Genomic DNA, 16,961 nt, shown 5'->3' on the forward strand with positions numbered 1-16,961 from the left:
GTTATTCCCAGAAATCCCGGGCCGGGTCGAGCACCGGGCGGACAATTCCGGCGCGTACGGTAAAGTCACCGAAGCCTTCATCGGCATCGCGCTCTTTGGCCCAGCGCCCCACCAGCTGGTCGACAGAATCAAGGATTTCTGACTCGGTAATGTTTTCACGGTACATACGCGGAATGCGCGTGCCCATGCGGTTGCCGCCCAGGTGCAGGTTGTAGCGACCCGGCGCTTTACCCACCAGACCCAGCTCCGCCAGCAGCGCGCGGCCACAGCCGTTCGGGCAGCCCGTCACGCGCAGAACGATATGCTCATCGCCCACGCCGTGGCGCGCCATCACCGCTTCCACTTTGTCGACGAACGACGGCAGGAAGCGTTCGGCTTCGGCCATCGCCAGCGGACAGGTCGGGAAGGAGACGCAGGCCATCGAGTTTTCACGCTGCGGCTTCACGGCGTTCATCAGGCCATGATCCTGAGCGAGTTTTTCAATTTTCGCCTTCTGGCTTTCCGGCACGCCCGCGACAATCAGGTTCTGGTTGGCTGTCAGGCGGAAATCGCCTTTATGGATCTTCGCAATTTCCAGCAGGCCGGTTTTCAGCGGACGATCCGGGTAATCCAGAATACGGCCATTCTCAATAAACAGCGTCAGGTGCCATTTATTGTCGATGCCTTTCACCCAGCCGATGCGGTCGCCGCGGCCAGTAAATTCGTATGGACGGATTGGGGCGAAAGTCATGCCCGCACGGCGTTCCACTTCGGCTTTAAAGACGTCCACACCAACGCGCTCCAGCGTGTATTTAGTTTTGGCGTTTTTACGATCGGTACGGTTACCCCAGTCGCGCTGAGTGGTGACCACCGCTTCCGCTACGGCGAGCGTGTGCTCCAGCGGCAGGAAGCCAAACTCGCTCGCGGTGCGGGCATAGGTTTTCTTGTTGCCGTGATCGATAGACAGGCCACCGCCCACCAGCAGGTTGAAGCCCACCAGTTTGCCGTTCTCCGCCACCGCCACAAAGTTCATGTCGTTGGCATGAAGATCCACGTCATTCTGCGGCGGGATCACTACCGTGGTTTTAAACTTACGCGGCAGATAGGTTTCACCGAGGATCGGCTCTTCGTCTGTGGTTGCGACTTTCTCCTGATCGTGCCAGATCTCTGCATAGGCGCGGGTGCGCGGCAGCAGATGCTCAGACAGTTTCTTCGCCCACTCGTAGGCTTCCGCGTGCAGCTCAGACTCAATCGGGTTCGACGTACAAAGCACGTTACGGTTCACGTCGTTGGCGGTTGCCAGCGCGTCCAGCCCCACTTCATGCAGCATCTGGTGCGCCGGTTTCACGTTCTTTTTCAGGATGCCGTGGAACTGGAACGTCTGACGGTTGGTCAGACGAATGCTGCCGTAGATTGTGTTGTTTTCAGCAAACTTGTCGATCGACTGCCACTGCTTCGGGGTGATGATCCCGCCCGGCAGGCGGCAGCGCAGCATCATCGCATGACGCGGCTCCAGCTTCTGTTCGGCGCGCTCGGCACGGATGTCGCGATCGTCCTGCTGGTACATGCCGTGGAAGCGGATCAGCAGGAAGTTATCGCCGTTGAAGCCGCCGGTCAGGCCTTCATGCAAATCTTCTGCAATGGTGCCGCGCAGGTAGTTGCTCTCTTTTTTCAGACGCTCGGCGTCCGACAGCTTGCCGTCGACCACTAAAGGGCCCGGGTGTTTTTCGCTCATTAGTAGACATCTCGCTGATAACGGCGCTCTACGCGCAGCTCACTTAAATAGTCGTCTGCCGCTTCGGCGTCCATCGCGCCAAATTCAGCAATCACTTCCAGCAAAGCCTGCTCAACGTCTTTCGCCATGCGATTAGCGTCGCCGCAGACATAAATATGGGCACCGTCATTGATCCAGCGCCACAGCTCCGCGCCCTGCTGGCGCAGCTTGTCCTGTACGTAGACTTTTTCTTTTTGATCTCTGGACCACGCCAGATCGATTTTGCTCAGGACGCCTTCTTTGACATAGCGCTGCCACTCCACCTGATAGAGGAAATCATCGGTGAAGTGCGGGTTGCCGAAGAAAAGCCAGTTTTTGCCTTCCGCGCCGTCGGCCGCGCGCTGCTGCATGAAGGAGCGGAACGGGGCGATACCCGTGCCCGGGCCAATCATGATGACCGGCGTGTCCGGGTTAGCAGGCAGGCGGAAGTTGTCGTTGTGTTCGATGAACACGCGCACTTCACCCTCTTCTTCGAGTCGATCGGCGAGGAAGCTGGACGCTCCGCCCGTACGGGCGCGACCTTCGATGTCGTAACGCACCACGCCCACGGTGACGTGCACTTCGGTTTCCACTTCAGCCTGAGAAGAGGCAATCGAATAGAGGCGCGGCGTCAGGGGACGCAGCAGGCCGATTAATGCTTCGGCATCCAGCTGCGCCGGAGAAAAACGCACCATATCGACAATCGGCGTGGTGGCGGCGTAATGCTGTAACTTCGCCTTATCGCCCACCAGCGGCAGCAGGGAATCGCTGCGGGTCAGCGTGGCGTAGTTCTCCACGATATTCGCGGTATTCACAGTCAGCTCGAAGTGCCACTGCAAGGCTTCACTCAGCGGCTGCGCCTGACCGTTCACGGTGACCGTTTCGTCGCCCTTCAGCCACAGCAGTTCAACCAGCTCTTTCACCAGCGCAGGATCGTTCTGATACCACACGCCAAGCGCATCGCCCGGCTGATAACGCAGGCCGGAATCTGCCAGGTCGATTTCAATGTGGCGCACGTCTTTTTCAGAATCGCGGCCGGTAATTTTTTGGTTCACCGCAAGCGTTGCGGTCAGCGGCGCTTCTTTGCTGTAAGGGCTGGAATGCACTTCGTTCACCGCCCCGGCGGCGCTCAATGCAGCCTGCGCCGGGCTCTCTTTCGGCGCGCGGGCTTTCAGCACTTCAACAATACGCGCCCGCCATTCGGCTGCCGCAGGCTGGAACTCAACGTCGGTATCCACTCTGTCCAGCAGGCGTTCGCCGCCAAGCTCGGCGAGCTTGCTGTCAAAATCTTTGCCTGACTGGCAGAAGAATTCGTAGGAGGTGTCACCGAGGCCAAACACGGCAAACGCCGTGCCGTTCAGCTTCGGCGCTTTTTTCGAGAACAGGAACTTGTGCAGCGCCACGGCTTCTTCCGGCGGCTCGCCTTCGCCCTGGGTGGAGGTCACCACCACCAGCAGTTTTTCCTGGGCAATTTGTTTGAATTTGTAGTCGCCCGCGTTCACCAGTTTGACGTTCAGCTGCGCCGCCAGCAGATCGTCGCGAAGCTGCTCTGCCACGCGGCGCGCGTTGCCTGTTTGCGAGGCGGAAATCAGAGTAATGGCTGGCGCTTCAGCGGTAACGGGCGCGGCGCTGACCGCACTGCCCGGCTGCTGGTTGAGCATGCCCCAGAAATAGCCAGAAACCCAGGCAAGCTGGGTCGGTGAAAGATCGGTGGTGGCCGCCTGCAGGCGTGCCAGCTGCTCCGGGTTCAGCGGAAGCAAAGCGGAAGGTGGGGCCTGTGTCGTCATGCGTCGTTATGTTCCAGTAGCAAAGCAAATTATTATCGTAATCGTGCAGTGAGAGTAAGGATAAAGACCTGGATAATAACAATTAAAGAAGGGATGGAAATAATAAATAACCAAATGGACTAACCTGTTTTAGCTATCGTTCTTATCGGCAAAACAGGTTAATTAATCAATTGATAAATATATATTTTTTAGTTGCAAGCGAACGCTGAACCCCATCTGCCGTTTAACGCCGGTTTTAGTTAATGCGAAAAAAGGCGCGTTGCGGTAAGATTCGCCGGTTTTTTCCGCATTTTCGAGAGTTAACGATGTCCACCACCCTGTTTAAAGATTTTATGTTTGAAGCGGCCCACCACCTCCCACACGTCCCTGCTGGCCACAAGTGCGGTCGTCTGCACGGTCACTCCTTTATGGTACGTCTGGAAATCACCGGTGAGGTGGATCCGCACACGGGCTGGATCATGGATTTTGCCGAACTGAAAGCCGCCTTCAGACCAACCTACGACAGGCTCGATCACTACTATTTGAATGATATTCCGGGCCTCGAAAACCCGACCAGCGAAGTGCTGGCCAAATGGATCTGGAATGAAATCAAACCGCTGGTACCTTTGCTCAGCGCAGTCATGATCAAAGAAACCTGCACCGCCGGTTGCATCTACCGCGGCGAATGATTTCTGCCTTTGCGGCAGCGGTCAAATTCCCTTTAATTCCGCTATGTTAGGGTAATGCGTTCTACGGAAAAGGAGCGCAAGGTGGCGGACGATTTTGACCTTATTATTATTGGCGCAGGGATAGCAGGCTCGACCTGCGCCCTGCTCAGTGCCCGCACCGGGCTGTCCGTTCTGCTTATCGAGCGCGGCGAACAGCCCGGCAGCAAAAACCTCTCCGGCGGCAGGCTCTACGGCTACGCCCTCGCCGATATTCTCCCGAACTTTCAAAAGACTGCGCCACTTGAGCGTCGCATCACCCGTGAGCATTTCTCCCTTTTGACCGCCGATGGCGCAACCACGCTTTGCGCGCAGCATCCGGCGAGTGAGTCCTGGAGCGTGCTGCGCGCCCGCTTCGACCCGTGGCTTGCAGCCCAGGCGGAGGAGGAAGGTGCGCAGATGCTGTGTAATGTGACCGTGGAAGCGCTGCTGCGGGAGGGGAATCGCATCGCTGGCGTTATCTGTGAAGGCGAAACGCTGCGGGCAAAAGTCGTCGTGTTGGCCGAAGGCGCCAATAGCCTGCTTGCCGAGCAGGCGAACCTTCTCCCCCGCCCTTCTCATGAGAGCATGGCGCTGGGTATCAAAGAGACGCTCGCCCTTGACGGCTCGCGGCTTCAGGAACGTTTTCATACTGAAGATAATGAGGGCGTGGCATGGCTGTTCAGTGGCCAGATATGCGGCAGCAAACCCGCCGGAGCCTTTCTCTATACCAATCAGCAGTCGCTGTCGCTGGGGATTGTCGCGCCGCTGGCCTCCTTACGTAGCGGCCCGGATTCGGCCTCTTCCCTGCTGGCAAAACTCAAGCACCATCCCGCTTTGCGGCCATTAATTCGCGATGCCGAAACGCTGGAATATGGCGCCCATCTGGTGCCGGAAGGCGGGCTGAACTGCATGCCGCTCCAGCGCGCGGGCGAAGGCTGGCTGCTGGTCGGCGATACGCTGCGCACCTGCATTAATACCGGCGTAACGGTCAGGGGGATGGACACCGCAATGCTGAGCGCAGAGGCTGCGGCACGGGCGCTAATCGCGTTTTTCCAAAGGCCAGACAAACCGCTGCAAACGCTGTACGACGGCGAGCTGCACAGCAACGCGCTATGGCAGCAGCTTGAGCGTTATCGCAACGTGCCCGCGCTGCTGCAAAGTGAGAGCTGGTATCGCCAGTGGCCCGAATTCAGCCATGCGGTGATGCAGGATTTAACGCGTGTCGATTCCGGTGCGAATCCGCCGCTGTGGCAAATCCTGTTCCGCCACGCGCGACGCTTCGGTTTTTCCCGGCTGAGTGCCGATATTGTGAGGAGCCTGCGATGCCTGTAAGCGAGAGCCTTGCCCGCAACTGTTATCATCCTGCCGATAAAGCACACATTACGCTTCGGCCCGTACTCAGCGATGAGCAAATCGCCCTGCTGGAAAAGATTTGCCCGGCCGGGTTGTTTCGCCGCGACGCCGCTGGCAAGGTAAACGTGCATTTTCAGGGCTGCCTGGAGTGTGGCAGCTGTCGGCTGGTGGCGGGTGATACCGCCCTTGCTGAGTGGCACCATCCCCCTTCCGGAACCGGACTGACCCTGCGTTTTGGCTAATACATTTGAGGATTTTGAGTGTCGCTACTTCACCTGCTGAGACAGAACCCGGTTATCGCCGCGGTTAAGGATAACGCCAGCCTCCAGCTGGCCATTGCCTCCGATTGCCAGTTTATATCCGTGCTTTATGGAAACATTTGCACCATCACAGGAATCATTCAGAAGATTAAGCAGGCGGGCAAAATCGCCTTTATCCACGTTGATTTACTGGAAGGCGCTTCGAATAAGGAGGTGGTGATTCAGTTTCTCAAGCTGGTGACCCAGGCCGATGGCATTATCAGCACCAAGCCCAATATGCTGAAAGCCGCCCGCGCGGAGGGTTTCTTCTGCATTCACCGCCTGTTTATCGTCGACTCTATTTCGTTCCACAACATCGACAAGCAGGTGGCGCAGTCGAACGCCGACTGCATTGAAATTCTCCCGGGCTGCATGCCGAAGGTGCTGAACTGGGTGACGGAAAAAGTGCGCCAGCCTCTGATTGCCGGAGGCCTGGTGTGCGATGAGGAAGATGCCCGCAACGCTATTGCGGCGGGGGTGCTAGCGCTTTCCACCACCAATACCGACGTGTGGAAACTGGCTAAGAGACTGAACTGACGCGGGACGCCAGCGCCTCCAGGACTTCCTCTGCCTCACCGACGATCCCGACATCCGCCGCGGCAAAAACGGGGGCTTCGGGATCGTGATTGATCGCCACGATAAACTGACTCTGCGACACGCCCGCCATAAACGCCGACGCACCGGACGCACCGGCGATCAGGCACACCTCCGGGGCAACGCTTTGCCCGGAAATCCCCAGCATCCGCTGCGCATCGCACCCGCCTGCCATCACGCGCTGGCGGGTAAAGCCAGTCTCAGCCTTCAGCTTTTGCGCCAGGCGTTCAATGGCCTGATCCACCGCGCCCTGCCCGGCCGCCAGCACAACGCGGGCTGACTGGAGCGGATGTGCAGATTTGTTCAAAACGTCCGGCGGCGGCAGCGCGTCAGAAACAGGAACCGGCGTCAGCAGGTTGACGGGCATATCCGCAGGGAAAACAGCGTGCTGACGTAGCGGCGCTGCCACAACAGATAAGCAAAGAGGAAAATGCTGAGGTTGCAACGTTGCCGTCAGCGCGTTGCCGTACGCCGCTTTTCTCACCGTACGGGTTTCGTCGTCAAAGCCCCGCGCCTGGCAAACCGCGCAGCCGCGCAGCCGCCACGCCAGGCGGGTGGCAAGTTCATTCCCTTCCTCAGACGGTGGGAACAGAATCAAATCGGGTAAGGCAACATGATATTCAGCTTCGAGCGTCGCCAGGTGTGATGCCACAGAAGCGTTTTGCATTCGCCAGCACTGCTGCGGCGACAGCGCATTTTCCTTAAGGAAACTTGCCAGATGCCCTTCATCTTCAGGCCGGAGCGTTACTACCGCGATTTTCACAACGTGATCCTTTCAGACAGATAGTCATCCCACAGCCGCTTTACCGCCTGAGAAGCAGGTTCATTAATAATGATGCCGCTGCGCCGGGCGATCTGCCGCTCCAGAGACAGGCAGGTCATTTCAGCAGAGTCGGAAGGCACGCAAGCGATCTGCTCCACATCTACTTTCGCCGCAGCCAGCCTCGCGCGCATGCCTGGCACCCGCAGCGCCAGCTGGCCTCGATTGCGTACGCTCAGTACCGCAGGCCGATCCACGGACCAGCGGCTGCGCTGTTGCTGATCTTCGCACTCGACGGCAAACCCTTCGCCGTCGACGCCAAGTCCGCAAACCGACGATAAGCAGGGCCAGCCGAGCATTTCTGCCAGCAGCCATGCAGTCTGCCCGTTCTGGCCTTCACTGCTCTGGCTGCCGAGCAGCACCAGCCCGGCGTTCTGCTCTTTAGCCTGCACTGCCAGCTGCTGGGCCACATACATGGGCGAGAAGCGGGTATCCTCCCGCGAAAGCAGCAGCGTCTGGCGCGCAAATCCCAACGCCGCCAGATTGCGCAGGGCCGGTAAGGCACGCTGATCCCCAAGCGTGATGGCGCTGAGCATCAGCGAGGGATTCGCGTCTAAAACCTGAAGCATCAGCTCCGCTGCTCCCTGTTCGTCGTTGCCCATCAGCACGCGCATCAGCTTAGGGTCGGGCGCTGAATTTTTCCGGGCGGCGGCCTGCCAGTCGGCTTCCGCGAGCATCGACAGGTCCGGTTCAGCCTTAAACGCCAACAGAATATTCATCGACCTTTCCTTGCGGCTTTGGCGGCAGATCGGCCGCCTCCACCAGCGATAAATTGCGGGTTTCCGGCGCCCACAGCAGTGACACGACGAATCCCACCAGCAGCACCGCGACCAGGATCAGCAAAGTGCTGCGCATTCCCCAGGAAACCAGCGCCATAGGCAGAAAACCGGTGGCAATGGCGGCACCCAAGCGGCTCATTGCGGTAGCGAATCCTACGCCCAGCGAACGAATGTCCGTCGGGAAACTCTCGGCGGGCAAAATCCCCACCAGGTTACTCGCCGCCGAAATGGCCGTGCTAAACAGAACAAACAGCAGCAGGATCATTGTACTGTTGCTGGCGGGGGTGAACGCCAGCGCCGTCAGGGTGAGCGCCAGCAGCAGAAAGCTGCTGATCAAAAACTGACGCCGCGACAGCGACCAGGTCAGCACCAGGCCGAGCAAGGCACCGACAATCAGCAGGCAGTTGAGGATTAAGCTTGCGGTCAATGCATCTTCCAGCCCGATGGTCTGAGCGATGGTCGGCAGCCAGGTGTAAATCACGAACCACGGCACCACCAGACAGATAAAGAACAGGCTGTTGAACGCCGTGCGTCGCCAGTAGCGGGCGGAAAACAGCGTGCTGATATGACGGGTGGTAACGCCAGAAATCTCATCGCCGGGCAGCACGTTCGCGCCGAGAAAGCGCCGGACGATGGCGTGGGCTTCGTTGATGCGCCCCTGGCGCATCAGCCAGCGTGGCGATTCTGGCGTGCCCATGCGCAGCAGCGTAATAGCCAGCGCGGGCAATGACGCGGAAGCAAGGAGCCAGCGCCAGGCTTCAGGATCGTTACCGATCCAGTGATGCCCCGCCACGCTCGCCAGCACATAGCCGAGCGTCCAGACCACGCTGAACGCGCCCAGCAGCATGCCGCGATAGCGTTTGGGCGAAAACTCCGCCAGCAGCGTGTGCCCCACCGAGTAGTCACCGCCGAGGCCGAAGCCAATCAGGATGCGCAGGAAGATCAGCTGCTCTGGCGAGGTGACAAAGAATTGTAAGAAGGAAGCCAGGGTGATCAGCAGGAAACTGAAGGTGAAGATACGCTGGCGACCAATGTGATCGGAGATCCAGCCGAGGATCAGGCTGCCGAGAAACAGGCCAAACAGCGCCGAGCCGCCGATGAGCCCTTCGAGCATCGGCGTCAGGCTCATTTGCGCCTGGAGCGGAATAATGGCGTAGCCGATGACGCCCAGCACGTAACCGTCCGTCAGGTGTGCGCCAAAGGTCAGTCCGGCAATGCGCCAGTGAAAGCGGGTTAGCGGCAGATCGTCCATTCGTACAGGTGACGCGCTCATAGCTCCCCCTCAGGAAAAAAGACGGCTTCCCCGAAGGAGAAGCCTTTATAGCGGTTATTTTTCAATCGGATAGATAGTCCCGGTGTTCATGATGCCGTTCGGATCGAACTGCTTCTTCAGCCCTTCCAGCAGCGCCCAGGCGGTGCCGTGTTCCGCTTTGGCCCAGTGCACGCGGTGTTTACCGATGCCGTGATGGTGAACCATCGAGCCGCCAAGATTGATCGTCTCCTCGCAAATGATTTTGTTCAGCGGGTTGTGGTACTTGTCGATCTCTTCTTCCGGCTTGCAGCCCACCACGTTGTAGTCGTACACGAAGTACATATTGGTGCCATTGATATAGCTGTGAGAAGAGTGACCGCCGAGCATGGTGATGTCATCGGCGTGCGGGAACTCGGTGCGGATACGGTGGATCACGCGCTCGTAAATCTGATGGATGCTGCTCCAGTCACCGGACACTTCCGTGGTGAAGCCCATATTGCCGGTTTTGAGGATCTGTACACGTTCAGCCGCGACCTTCTCCGGACCCCAGTTCAGATGGTTGAACCAGTTTTCAATAAGCTTGCTGTCCACGCGGGTGCACTGCGGGTAGCGGGCAACAACCTCGGCAATCCCTTCCCCGGTCGCTTTCGCGATACGTGGATTTCCCTCTGCCATAAAGATCAGCACGCATTTGCCGTCGGCGAAATGGGTAAAGTGCTGCGTGCCGTCTTCGGCGTCGTAAAGACGTGCGATGGACGGACGATAGCCCTCAACCATCACTTCGCGCAGGATATCGAAGCCCACCTTCATGTCGTCGAGGATGTAGCCGTAGAAGAGGTTGTTTTCCGGGGTGAATTTGAAAATTTTCACCGTCACTTCCGTGATGTAGCACAGCGCCCCTTCGTTGCCGATGATGATGTGGCGAATGTCCGGCCCGGCGGCACGGCGCGGCACGTTTTTGATGCGCGTGATGGTACCGTCCGGCAGCACGGCCTCAAGCCCAACCACCATGTCTTCAATTGCGCCATACAGCGTAGAGAACTGGCCGATACTGCGGGTGGCGACCAGGCCGCCCATCTGCGCCAGCGGTTTTGACTGCGGCGAGTGACCCGTGGTGTAGCCTTTGGCGCGCAGGGCGTTTTCCAGCACCTCCAGCGGGACGCCGCACTGCGCGGTGGCCTGCATGTTCTCGATATCAATATCGATGATTTTGTTCATCCCGGAGCCGTCGAGCACCAGCGAATTTTTCACCACCGTTTCCAGCCCGCCTTCCGTCGCGGATGCCCCGGTGCGCGGCACGCCGTTGATTTTGTGCTGGTTCATAAACGCCAGCACCTGAGAAACCTGCTGAGTGGATCCCAGTTTTACCACCGCCGCCGGCAGCGGCAGCGTGAACACACCGTGAATGTCGGCAAATTTTCTGAAGCGATCGACGCTGTTTTTCTTCAGTACGTTCTCATCGGTGACAACGCGTTCCGGGCCAACAATCTCTTTCACCTGATCAACAATTGCTTCGCGGGATAAAGACATAACGTTTCCTTTCTGATTTAAGAGTAAAAAATGCAGGAACCACCGTACTCAACAGGCAATATCTATTAAGAATTACCTTAATTAGCGGACTAAATATCCACCGTCGACGACTAATAAATGACCATTCACATAATCAGAAGCGCGGCTGGAAAGATAAACCATTGCCCCCATTAAATCCTGGGTATCTCCCCAGCGATTCGCAGGAATATGATCCAGCACACGTTGGTTGGTCTCTGGATTACTGCGCGTGGCCGTTGTAATTTCGGTTGCATAATATCCAGGCGCAATACCATTAACCTGAATATTGTACTGACCTAATTCATCACAATAGGCTTTGGTAAAACCGGCTAACGCATGTTTGGTTGCGGAATAAGCAGGTGACCACTGTCCACCTAAATACGAAAATAACGAACAGATATTAATAATTTTTCCGTGCTTTTGCGGAATCATCACTTTTGCTGCTTCGTGGCTTAATTCAAAGGCCGCCGTCAGGTTGACGTCGATCATCGGGTCCCAGTCGGCACGACCAAAATCCAGCACTTTGTTCAGCTTACAAATTCCGGCGTTGTTCACCAGAATATCGACCGTGCCAAAGCGCTCACAGCAGGCCGCGATAATCTTACCCGGGGCACCTTCGGCGGTGATATCGACCTGCATGAATTCGACCTGCACGCCCTGCTGCTCAATCAGCTCGCGGGTTTCGCCGTTGTCTTTGATGAAGCTTGGGATAAACAGATTCGCCCCGGCTTTCGCCAGCGCCATCGCAAACGCCTGGCCCAGGCCGCTGTTGCCGCCGGTGACGATGGCCGTTTTTCCCTTCAGGGAGAAGAAATCCATTGAAAATGCATTAAGCGACTCGATAGACATAATGTGGCTCCATAATCCTTCAGGCAAAAAAAAAGAAAGGCAACTTCCCCCGCGAAGAGGGAAGTCACCTTTCTCATATTCTCTGGTAACTGGGCGTAATTTTTAGCACAGCCGTCCGGGGGCGAATGTGATGCGCTTCACAGAGCCGGGTTTCACTCATGCAAATTGAGTAAACGTAAGAAGCGTGATTATTCTCACACTCAAACTCCGCTGAACATGTTATTTGTTACGACAATTACTAGAGCCCATGAGAAAAGTAATCCACCTGCAAAGGCGGCTTACTTTTCTCTTTTTTTTGTTTGTTTTCCGTCCAGATAACACGAGAGAACGATATGCAAAAATCATCATATCGCCGTTGGATAACCCTCGCCATTATTAGCTTTAGTGGCGGCGTGAGTTTTGACCTGGCTTATTTACGTTATATTTACCAAATCCCTATGGCAAAATTTATGGGATTTAGCAATACCGAAATTGGGTTAATCATGAGTACTTTCGGAATAACCGCAATTATTCTCTATGCGCCCAGCGGCGTCATTGCCGATAAATTCTCGCACCGTAAAATGATCACCTCGGCAATGATCGTGACCGGGCTGCTCGGCCTGCTAATGGCCACCTATCCGCCGCTCTGGGTCATGCTGCTGATTCAGGTGGCCTTTGCCATCACCACCATTCTGATGCTGTGGTCGGTGTCGATCAAAGCCGCTTCGATGCTGGGCGACAGCACCGAGCAGGGCAAGATCATGGGCTGGATGGAAGGGCTGCGCGGCGTGGGCGTGATGTCGCTGGCGGTGTTCACGATGTGGGCCTTCTCCCGCTTCGCCGCTGACGATCCGAACAGCCTGAAAACGGTGATTCTGATCTACAGCGTGGTCTATATTCTGCTGGGGATCCTCTGCTGGTTTTTCGTCGCCGACGGCGTGGAACCGGGCGTAACGGATGCGGCTCAGCCGAAAAAAGCTTTCCAGCTCAGCGATATCCTTTCCGTACTGCGCATCAGCACCACCTGGTATTGCAGCCTGATTATCTTCGGCGTGTACACCATTTACGCCATCCTCAGCTACTCCACCAACTACCTGACCGAGATGTACGGCATGTCGCTGGTTGCCGCGAGCTATATGGGAATCGTCATTAACAAAATCTTCCGGGCCTTCTGTGGCCCGTTAGGCGGGCTGATAACCACCTATAGCCGGGTGAAATCGCCGACGCGTGTGATTCAGATCCTCTCCGTCATCAGCGCCCTGACGCTGGTTGCCCTGCTGGCGACCAATAACAATCCGCAGTCTGTTGCTATCGGGATCGGCCTGATTCTGCTGCTGGCTTTCACCTGTTATGCCTCACGCGGGCTCTATTTCGCCTGCCCGGGCGAAGCCAGAACGCCGACCTTTATTATGGGCACCACCGTCGGGATCTGTTCGGTGATCGGCTTCCTGCCCGACGTCTTTGTTTACCCTGTCGTCGGTTACTGGCAAGACACGCTGCCCGCCGCCGAAGCCTACCGCAACATGTGGCTAATGGGCCTGGGCGCAGTCTGCATGGTTATCGTCTTTACCTTCCTGCTGTTCAGGAAAATCCGCGCCGCGGGTCAGGAAACGGAAAACGTAGCGTCGCTGGCCGCAGAAAGCGCAGGCGAGTGACGGGTCAATTTAAAGGAGATGGACAATGTCTGAGAAATACATCATTGGAATTGATGGCGGCAGTCAGAGTACCAAAGTCGTGATGTACGACCTGAAAGGGAACGTGGTCTGCGAGGGCAAAGGGTTATTGCAGCCAATGTACACGCCTGATGCGGATACGGTGGAACATCCGGACGACGATCTCTGGACCTCACTGTGCGCAGCCGGTAAAGATTTGATGCGCCAGTTTGGCGGCAGGGCAGAAAACATCGTCGGCATCGGCCTCGGCTCCATCCGCTGCTGTCGCGCACTGCTGAAGAAAGACGGCACGCCCGCCGCGCAGCTTATCAGCTGGCAGGATTCCCGCGTGACGCGCCCTTATGAGCACACAAATAATGACGTTGCCTTCGTGACGTCCTTCTCCGGCTATCTTTCGCTTCGCCTCACCGGCGAGCGTAAGGACAACATCGCCAACTACTTCGGACAGTGGCCGGTGGACTACAAAACCTGGAACTGGAGCGAAGACCCGGCCGTTTTCGAGAAATTCAATATTCCTCGCGAAATGCTGTTTGACGTGCAGATGCCGGGCACGGTGTTAGGCCATATCACGGCTGAAGCGGCAAAAGCGACGGGCTTCCCGCAGGGGCTGCCGGTGGTGTGCAGCACCAGCGATAAGGCCGTTGAGGCCCTCGGCGCGGGCTTGCTCGACGATGAAACGGCTGTTATTTCGCTCGGCACCTACATCGCGCTGATGATGAACGGCAGGCAGTTGCCGAAAGACCCACAGGCCTACTGGCCGATTATGTCCTCCATCCCGGAAACGCTGCTGTATGAAGGCTACGGCATTCGCAAAGGCATGTGGACCGTCAGCTGGCTGCGCGACATGCTCGGCGAGTCGCTGATTCAGGATGCAAAAGCCAAAGGCATTTCGCCGGAGGATTTGCTCAATCAAAAAGCCAGCCATGTTCCTCCAGGCTGCGACGGCCTGATGACCGTGCTCGACTGGCTGACTAATCCGTGGGAGCCGTATAAGCGCGGCATCATGATTGGCTTCAACGCCACGATGGACTACGCGTGGATTTACCGCTCAATCCTCGAAAGCATAGCCCTGACGCTGAAAAACAACTACGACAGCATGACGAGCGAAATGCGCCAGCAGGCGAAGCAGGTGATCATCACCGGCGGCGGCTCCAACAGCGATCTGTTTATGCAGATTTTCGCCGACGTCTTCAACATGCCCGCCCGCCGTAATGCGATTAACGGCTGCGCCAGCCTCGGTGCAGCCATTAATACTGCCGTGGGCCTGGGCCTTTATTCGTCGTATCAAAAAGCGGTAGATAATATGGTGCGGGTGAAAGACGTGTTTACCCCGGTTGCCGCCCATGCTGTGCGCTACGAGGCGATGAATAAAGGGATCTTTAAAGATCTGACCAAACACACCGATCCGATTCTGAAAAAATCGTACGAAGTGTTCCATGGGGATTTGAGTCAGGTAGAGGCGATTCAGAGCTGGTCGAACGCCTGATTTTTTTTCCGGGTGGCAGAGTGCCCGGTGGCGGCTAACACCTTACCGGGCCTACAAAATCCCGAATCGTAGGCCGGGTAAGCGCCAGCGCCACCCGGCATTTCATCAGGCAATATTCAGGTATTTATGCGTCTGCATCGACAGACGCCAGTTGCGGGCGATGCAGGTTTCGATGCACAGGCGCGTGGCGTCGTCTTTCTGGCTGATTGGCTGCAGCGCAATGACGCGCTGCTTTTCGTCGCTCAGCGTTGCCAGCAGTTCATCCAGCGCTTCGATGTCGCGCACGCGGCCAACCGGATGCTTGATTTCATCGGCGCGATGCAGCGCCTGGGACAGCACTTCGTACCCGCCGCGCATATTCACTTTCGGCGACACGGTGACCCAGGTGGCGTGCGAGCAGCGCACTTCATGGGTGCCGCTGGTTTCAATCTGACAGCTGTAGCCGTTCTGCTCGAGCAGCGTGGTCAGCGGCGTTAAATCATGAATGCAGGGTTCGCCGCCGGTGATCACCACATGGCGCGCCGTCCAGCCCTGGCGGGTGATGGCAGTCAGCAGATCTTCCGGGGTGCCTGCGCCCCATTTGTCGCTCTCTTTGGTTTTCGCCAGAATGCTGAACAAAGAGACTTCCCGATCTTCCAGCATCTCCCAGGTATGTTTGGTATCGCACCACGCACAGCCAACCGGGCATCCCTGTAAGCGAATAAAAATGGCAGGAACGCCAGTGAAGTAACCCTCGCCTTGCAGGGTCTGGAACATTTCGTTAATCGGGTACTGCATAGTCGTCTCGGTGATAGGAGTAAACGATAATTATCGCAGATTTAGCCCCTCAGGGCGAGCCAACCGGCTGCGTGGCGCACTTCTGCAACCAATCCTAAACGCCTCACACTCTCAGGCTCCGTCGCAAACGCCATTGATACGGCGTTGATATCCCACTCCCTACACTCGTCGCATCCTTTTAAGCGAGAGTGCAATCTTGAATACGTTATTGATGACAGGTGTGACCGGTTTTCTGGGCGGCGCGGTTTTTGAAAAACTGCTCAATCAGGAATCAGACTTTACTTATCTCTTGTTAGTCAGGGCTGACAACAAATCTGCGGCGGTTGAGCGCGTGAAGGACAATATGCGCAAGTTCAACGTCAGCGAAGCCCGACTGGCACGGCTGAATGAGGGTCATATCCTGCTCGGCGATCTCGGTTCGCCAGAAGATTTCCTCAATGACACCCGTCTGGACAGCGTGACGCACGTGCTGAACTGCGCCGCCGTGGCCTCTTTTGGCAACAATCCGCTTATCTGGAAAGTTAACGTGGAAGGCACGCTGGCCTTTGCGCGCCGCATGTCTCAGGTGAGCGGTCTGCTGCGCTTTTTACACGTTGGCACCGCGATGTCCTGCGCGCCAGAACCTGATTCGCTGGTTTCAGAAAGTGCCACTTTCCACGAACGTGCGGAGCATCTTGTGGAATATACCCACTCGAAATCCACCATCGAACAACTGATGCGCGAAGAATGCCCATCTCTGCCGTTAGTGATTGCCCGACCTTCCATTGTCGTCGGCCATACCGATCACGGCTGCCAACCCTCCAGCAGCATTTTCTGGGTCTTCAGCATGGCGCTGATGCTACAGAAGTTCATGTGTTCGCTTGAGGACAGAATCGACGTGATCCCGGTTGATTACTGCGCCGATGCGCTGCTCATGCTGCTTTCCGGCAAGGTGGCGCAGGGCGAAGTAGTCCACATTTCCGCTGGCGAAGAGAACAGCGTGCGCTTTGCAGAGATTGATGACGCCATGGCGCTGGCGCTGGAGAAAGCGCCGGTCAGCGACCAGTACGCGCAGGTAAGCTATGAAACGCTGGTCAAAACGCGCCGTGAGCTGAAAGGCATTTTTGGCCCCTGCAACGAGCGCCTGATGCTGAAAGCGATGCGTCTGTACGGCGCGTTTGCGATGCTCAACGTGCGCTTCAGCAACGAAAAGTTGCTGAGCCTCGGCATGCCTAAACCGCCACGCTTTACGGACTACATCGCCCGCTGCGTGCAGACGACGCAGGGCATGTCGATCCCCCAGCAGATGGCCGTTGATTTTAAATAAGAAGCTAAAACCCGCCGAGGCGGGTTTTTTATTAAGGGCGA

Annotated in this window: 15 protein-coding genes; 7 read left to right on the forward strand and 8 right to left on the reverse strand. The window is 56.9% G+C overall.

Annotated features, from left to right (window positions below; genetic code table 11):
* Window position 1 precedes the first annotated feature (1 nt).
* Together cysI and cysJ are read right to left on the reverse strand one after the other, a co-directional pair.
* Window positions 2-1,714, reverse strand: a complete 1,713-nt coding sequence (gene cysI / locus CRO87_RS16805) for an assimilatory sulfite reductase (NADPH) hemoprotein subunit (protein ID WP_097164081.1) — start codon at window positions 1,712-1,714, stop codon at window positions 2-4.
* A complete protein-coding gene (gene cysJ / locus CRO87_RS16810; protein ID WP_097164082.1) occupies window positions 1,714-3,519 on the reverse strand; it encodes an NADPH-dependent assimilatory sulfite reductase flavoprotein subunit in 1,806 nt (601 codons plus the stop codon). The genes cysI and cysJ overlap by 1 nt, the downstream gene beginning before the upstream one ends.
* 305 nt (window positions 3,520-3,824) lie before the next feature.
* On the opposite strand from cysJ, the gene queD reads away from it, so the two are divergent.
* The 4 genes from queD (at window position 3,825) to CRO87_RS16830 (ending at window position 6,394) form a co-directional block, all read left to right on the forward strand.
* The gene (queD, locus tag CRO87_RS16815; RefSeq protein WP_097164083.1) at window positions 3,825-4,187 is read left to right on the forward strand and encodes a 6-carboxytetrahydropterin synthase QueD; all 363 of its coding nucleotides are present in this window, start codon (window positions 3,825-3,827) and stop codon (window positions 4,185-4,187) included.
* Window positions 4,188-4,268: 81 nt separating this feature from the next.
* Complete coding sequence (locus CRO87_RS16820; protein WP_097164084.1) at window positions 4,269-5,537, forward strand: FAD-dependent oxidoreductase; 1,269 nt, start codon at window positions 4,269-4,271, stop codon at window positions 5,535-5,537.
* Window positions 5,528-5,800, forward strand: coding sequence for a ferredoxin family protein (locus CRO87_RS16825; protein ID WP_097164085.1), 273 nt, complete (start codon window positions 5,528-5,530; stop codon window positions 5,798-5,800). The genes CRO87_RS16820 and CRO87_RS16825 overlap by 10 nt, the downstream gene beginning before the upstream one ends.
* 18 nt (window positions 5,801-5,818) lie before the next feature.
* Window positions 5,819-6,394 carry a glycerol-3-phosphate responsive antiterminator gene (locus CRO87_RS16830; RefSeq protein ID WP_097164086.1) on the forward strand — a complete coding sequence of 192 codons (576 nt, stop codon included), beginning with the start codon at window positions 5,819-5,821 and terminating at the stop codon, window positions 6,392-6,394.
* On the opposite strand, the gene CRO87_RS16835 is transcribed toward CRO87_RS16830, so the two are convergent.
* The 5 genes from CRO87_RS16835 to CRO87_RS16855 all read right to left on the reverse strand — a co-directional run bounded on the left by CRO87_RS16835 (window position 6,378) and on the right by CRO87_RS16855 (window position 11,699).
* Window positions 6,378-7,214 carry an electron transfer flavoprotein subunit alpha/FixB family protein gene (locus CRO87_RS16835; RefSeq protein ID WP_097164087.1) on the reverse strand — a complete coding sequence of 279 codons (837 nt, stop codon included), beginning with the start codon at window positions 7,212-7,214 and terminating at the stop codon, window positions 6,378-6,380. The genes CRO87_RS16830 and CRO87_RS16835 overlap by 17 nt on opposite strands.
* On the reverse strand, window positions 7,211-7,990 hold the full coding sequence (locus CRO87_RS16840) for an electron transfer flavoprotein (RefSeq protein WP_097164088.1): 780 nt from the start codon (window positions 7,988-7,990) through the stop codon (window positions 7,211-7,213). The genes CRO87_RS16835 and CRO87_RS16840 overlap by 4 nt, the downstream gene beginning before the upstream one ends.
* Window positions 7,968-9,323: an MFS transporter gene (locus tag CRO87_RS16845; RefSeq protein ID WP_097164089.1), complete on the reverse strand. Its 1,356-nt coding sequence runs from the start codon at window positions 9,321-9,323 to the stop codon at window positions 7,968-7,970. Before CRO87_RS16845 ends, CRO87_RS16840 begins: the two co-directional genes overlap by 23 nt.
* Before the next feature lie 54 nt (window positions 9,324-9,377).
* Window positions 9,378-10,832 carry an FAD-binding oxidoreductase gene (locus CRO87_RS16850; RefSeq protein ID WP_097164090.1) on the reverse strand — a complete coding sequence of 485 codons (1,455 nt, stop codon included), beginning with the start codon at window positions 10,830-10,832 and terminating at the stop codon, window positions 9,378-9,380.
* An 81-nt stretch (window positions 10,833-10,913) separates the two neighbouring features.
* Complete coding sequence (locus tag CRO87_RS16855) at window positions 10,914-11,699, reverse strand: SDR family oxidoreductase (RefSeq protein ID WP_097164091.1); 786 nt, start codon at window positions 11,697-11,699, stop codon at window positions 10,914-10,916.
* A gap of 332 nt (window positions 11,700-12,031) precedes the next feature.
* Between CRO87_RS16855 and CRO87_RS16860 the strand changes: the two genes are divergently transcribed.
* Together CRO87_RS16860 and CRO87_RS16865 are read left to right on the forward strand one after the other, a co-directional pair.
* Window positions 12,032-13,333, forward strand: a complete 1,302-nt coding sequence (locus CRO87_RS16860) for a nitrate/nitrite transporter (protein ID WP_097164092.1) — start codon at window positions 12,032-12,034, stop codon at window positions 13,331-13,333.
* 25 nt (window positions 13,334-13,358) lie between these two features.
* Complete coding sequence (locus tag CRO87_RS16865) at window positions 13,359-14,837, forward strand: FGGY-family carbohydrate kinase (RefSeq protein ID WP_097164093.1); 1,479 nt, start codon at window positions 13,359-13,361, stop codon at window positions 14,835-14,837.
* 105 nt (window positions 14,838-14,942) lie between these two features.
* On the opposite strand, the gene queE is transcribed toward CRO87_RS16865, so the two are convergent.
* Window positions 14,943-15,614: a 7-carboxy-7-deazaguanine synthase QueE gene (gene queE, locus CRO87_RS16870; protein ID WP_097164094.1), complete on the reverse strand. Its 672-nt coding sequence runs from the start codon at window positions 15,612-15,614 to the stop codon at window positions 14,943-14,945.
* Window positions 15,615-15,810: 196 nt separating this feature from the next.
* Here queE and CRO87_RS16875 point away from each other — a divergent pair, with 196 nt between their 5' ends.
* Window positions 15,811-16,920, forward strand: a complete 1,110-nt coding sequence (locus CRO87_RS16875) for an SDR family oxidoreductase (RefSeq protein ID WP_097164095.1) — start codon at window positions 15,811-15,813, stop codon at window positions 16,918-16,920.
* Window positions 16,921-16,961 lie beyond the last annotated feature (41 nt).

This window comes from Enterobacter sp. CC120223-11, assembly GCF_900215375.1.
Classification (GTDB): Bacteria; Pseudomonadota; Gammaproteobacteria; order Enterobacterales; family Enterobacteriaceae; genus Scandinavium.

What these genes read in the sequence shown, in the direction of transcription:
- queE (WP_097164094.1), bottom strand. Translation starts at nt 15,614, where the DNA reads ATGCAGTACCCGATTAACGAAATGTTCCAGACCCTGCAAGGCGAGGGT.
- CRO87_RS16865 (WP_097164093.1), top strand. Translation starts at nt 13,359, where the DNA reads ATGTCTGAGAAATACATCATTGGAATTGATGGCGGCAGTCAGAGTACC.
- CRO87_RS16845 (WP_097164089.1), bottom strand. Translation starts at nt 9,323, where the DNA reads ATGAGCGCGTCACCTGTACGAATGGACGATCTGCCGCTAACCCGCTTT.
- cysI (WP_097164081.1), bottom strand. Translation starts at nt 1,714, where the DNA reads ATGAGCGAAAAACACCCGGGCCCTTTAGTGGTCGACGGCAAGCTGTCG.
- CRO87_RS16860 (WP_097164092.1), top strand. Translation starts at nt 12,032, where the DNA reads ATGCAAAAATCATCATATCGCCGTTGGATAACCCTCGCCATTATTAGC.
- CRO87_RS16855 (WP_097164091.1), bottom strand. Translation starts at nt 11,699, where the DNA reads ATGTCTATCGAGTCGCTTAATGCATTTTCAATGGATTTCTTCTCCCTG.
- CRO87_RS16825 (WP_097164085.1), top strand. Translation starts at nt 5,528, where the DNA reads ATGCCTGTAAGCGAGAGCCTTGCCCGCAACTGTTATCATCCTGCCGAT.
- CRO87_RS16840 (WP_097164088.1), bottom strand. Translation starts at nt 7,990, where the DNA reads ATGAATATTCTGTTGGCGTTTAAGGCTGAACCGGACCTGTCGATGCTC.
- CRO87_RS16850 (WP_097164090.1), bottom strand. Translation starts at nt 10,832, where the DNA reads ATGTCTTTATCCCGCGAAGCAATTGTTGATCAGGTGAAAGAGATTGTT.
- queD (WP_097164083.1), top strand. Translation starts at nt 3,825, where the DNA reads ATGTCCACCACCCTGTTTAAAGATTTTATGTTTGAAGCGGCCCACCAC.
- cysJ (WP_097164082.1), bottom strand. Translation starts at nt 3,519, where the DNA reads ATGACGACACAGGCCCCACCTTCCGCTTTGCTTCCGCTGAACCCGGAG.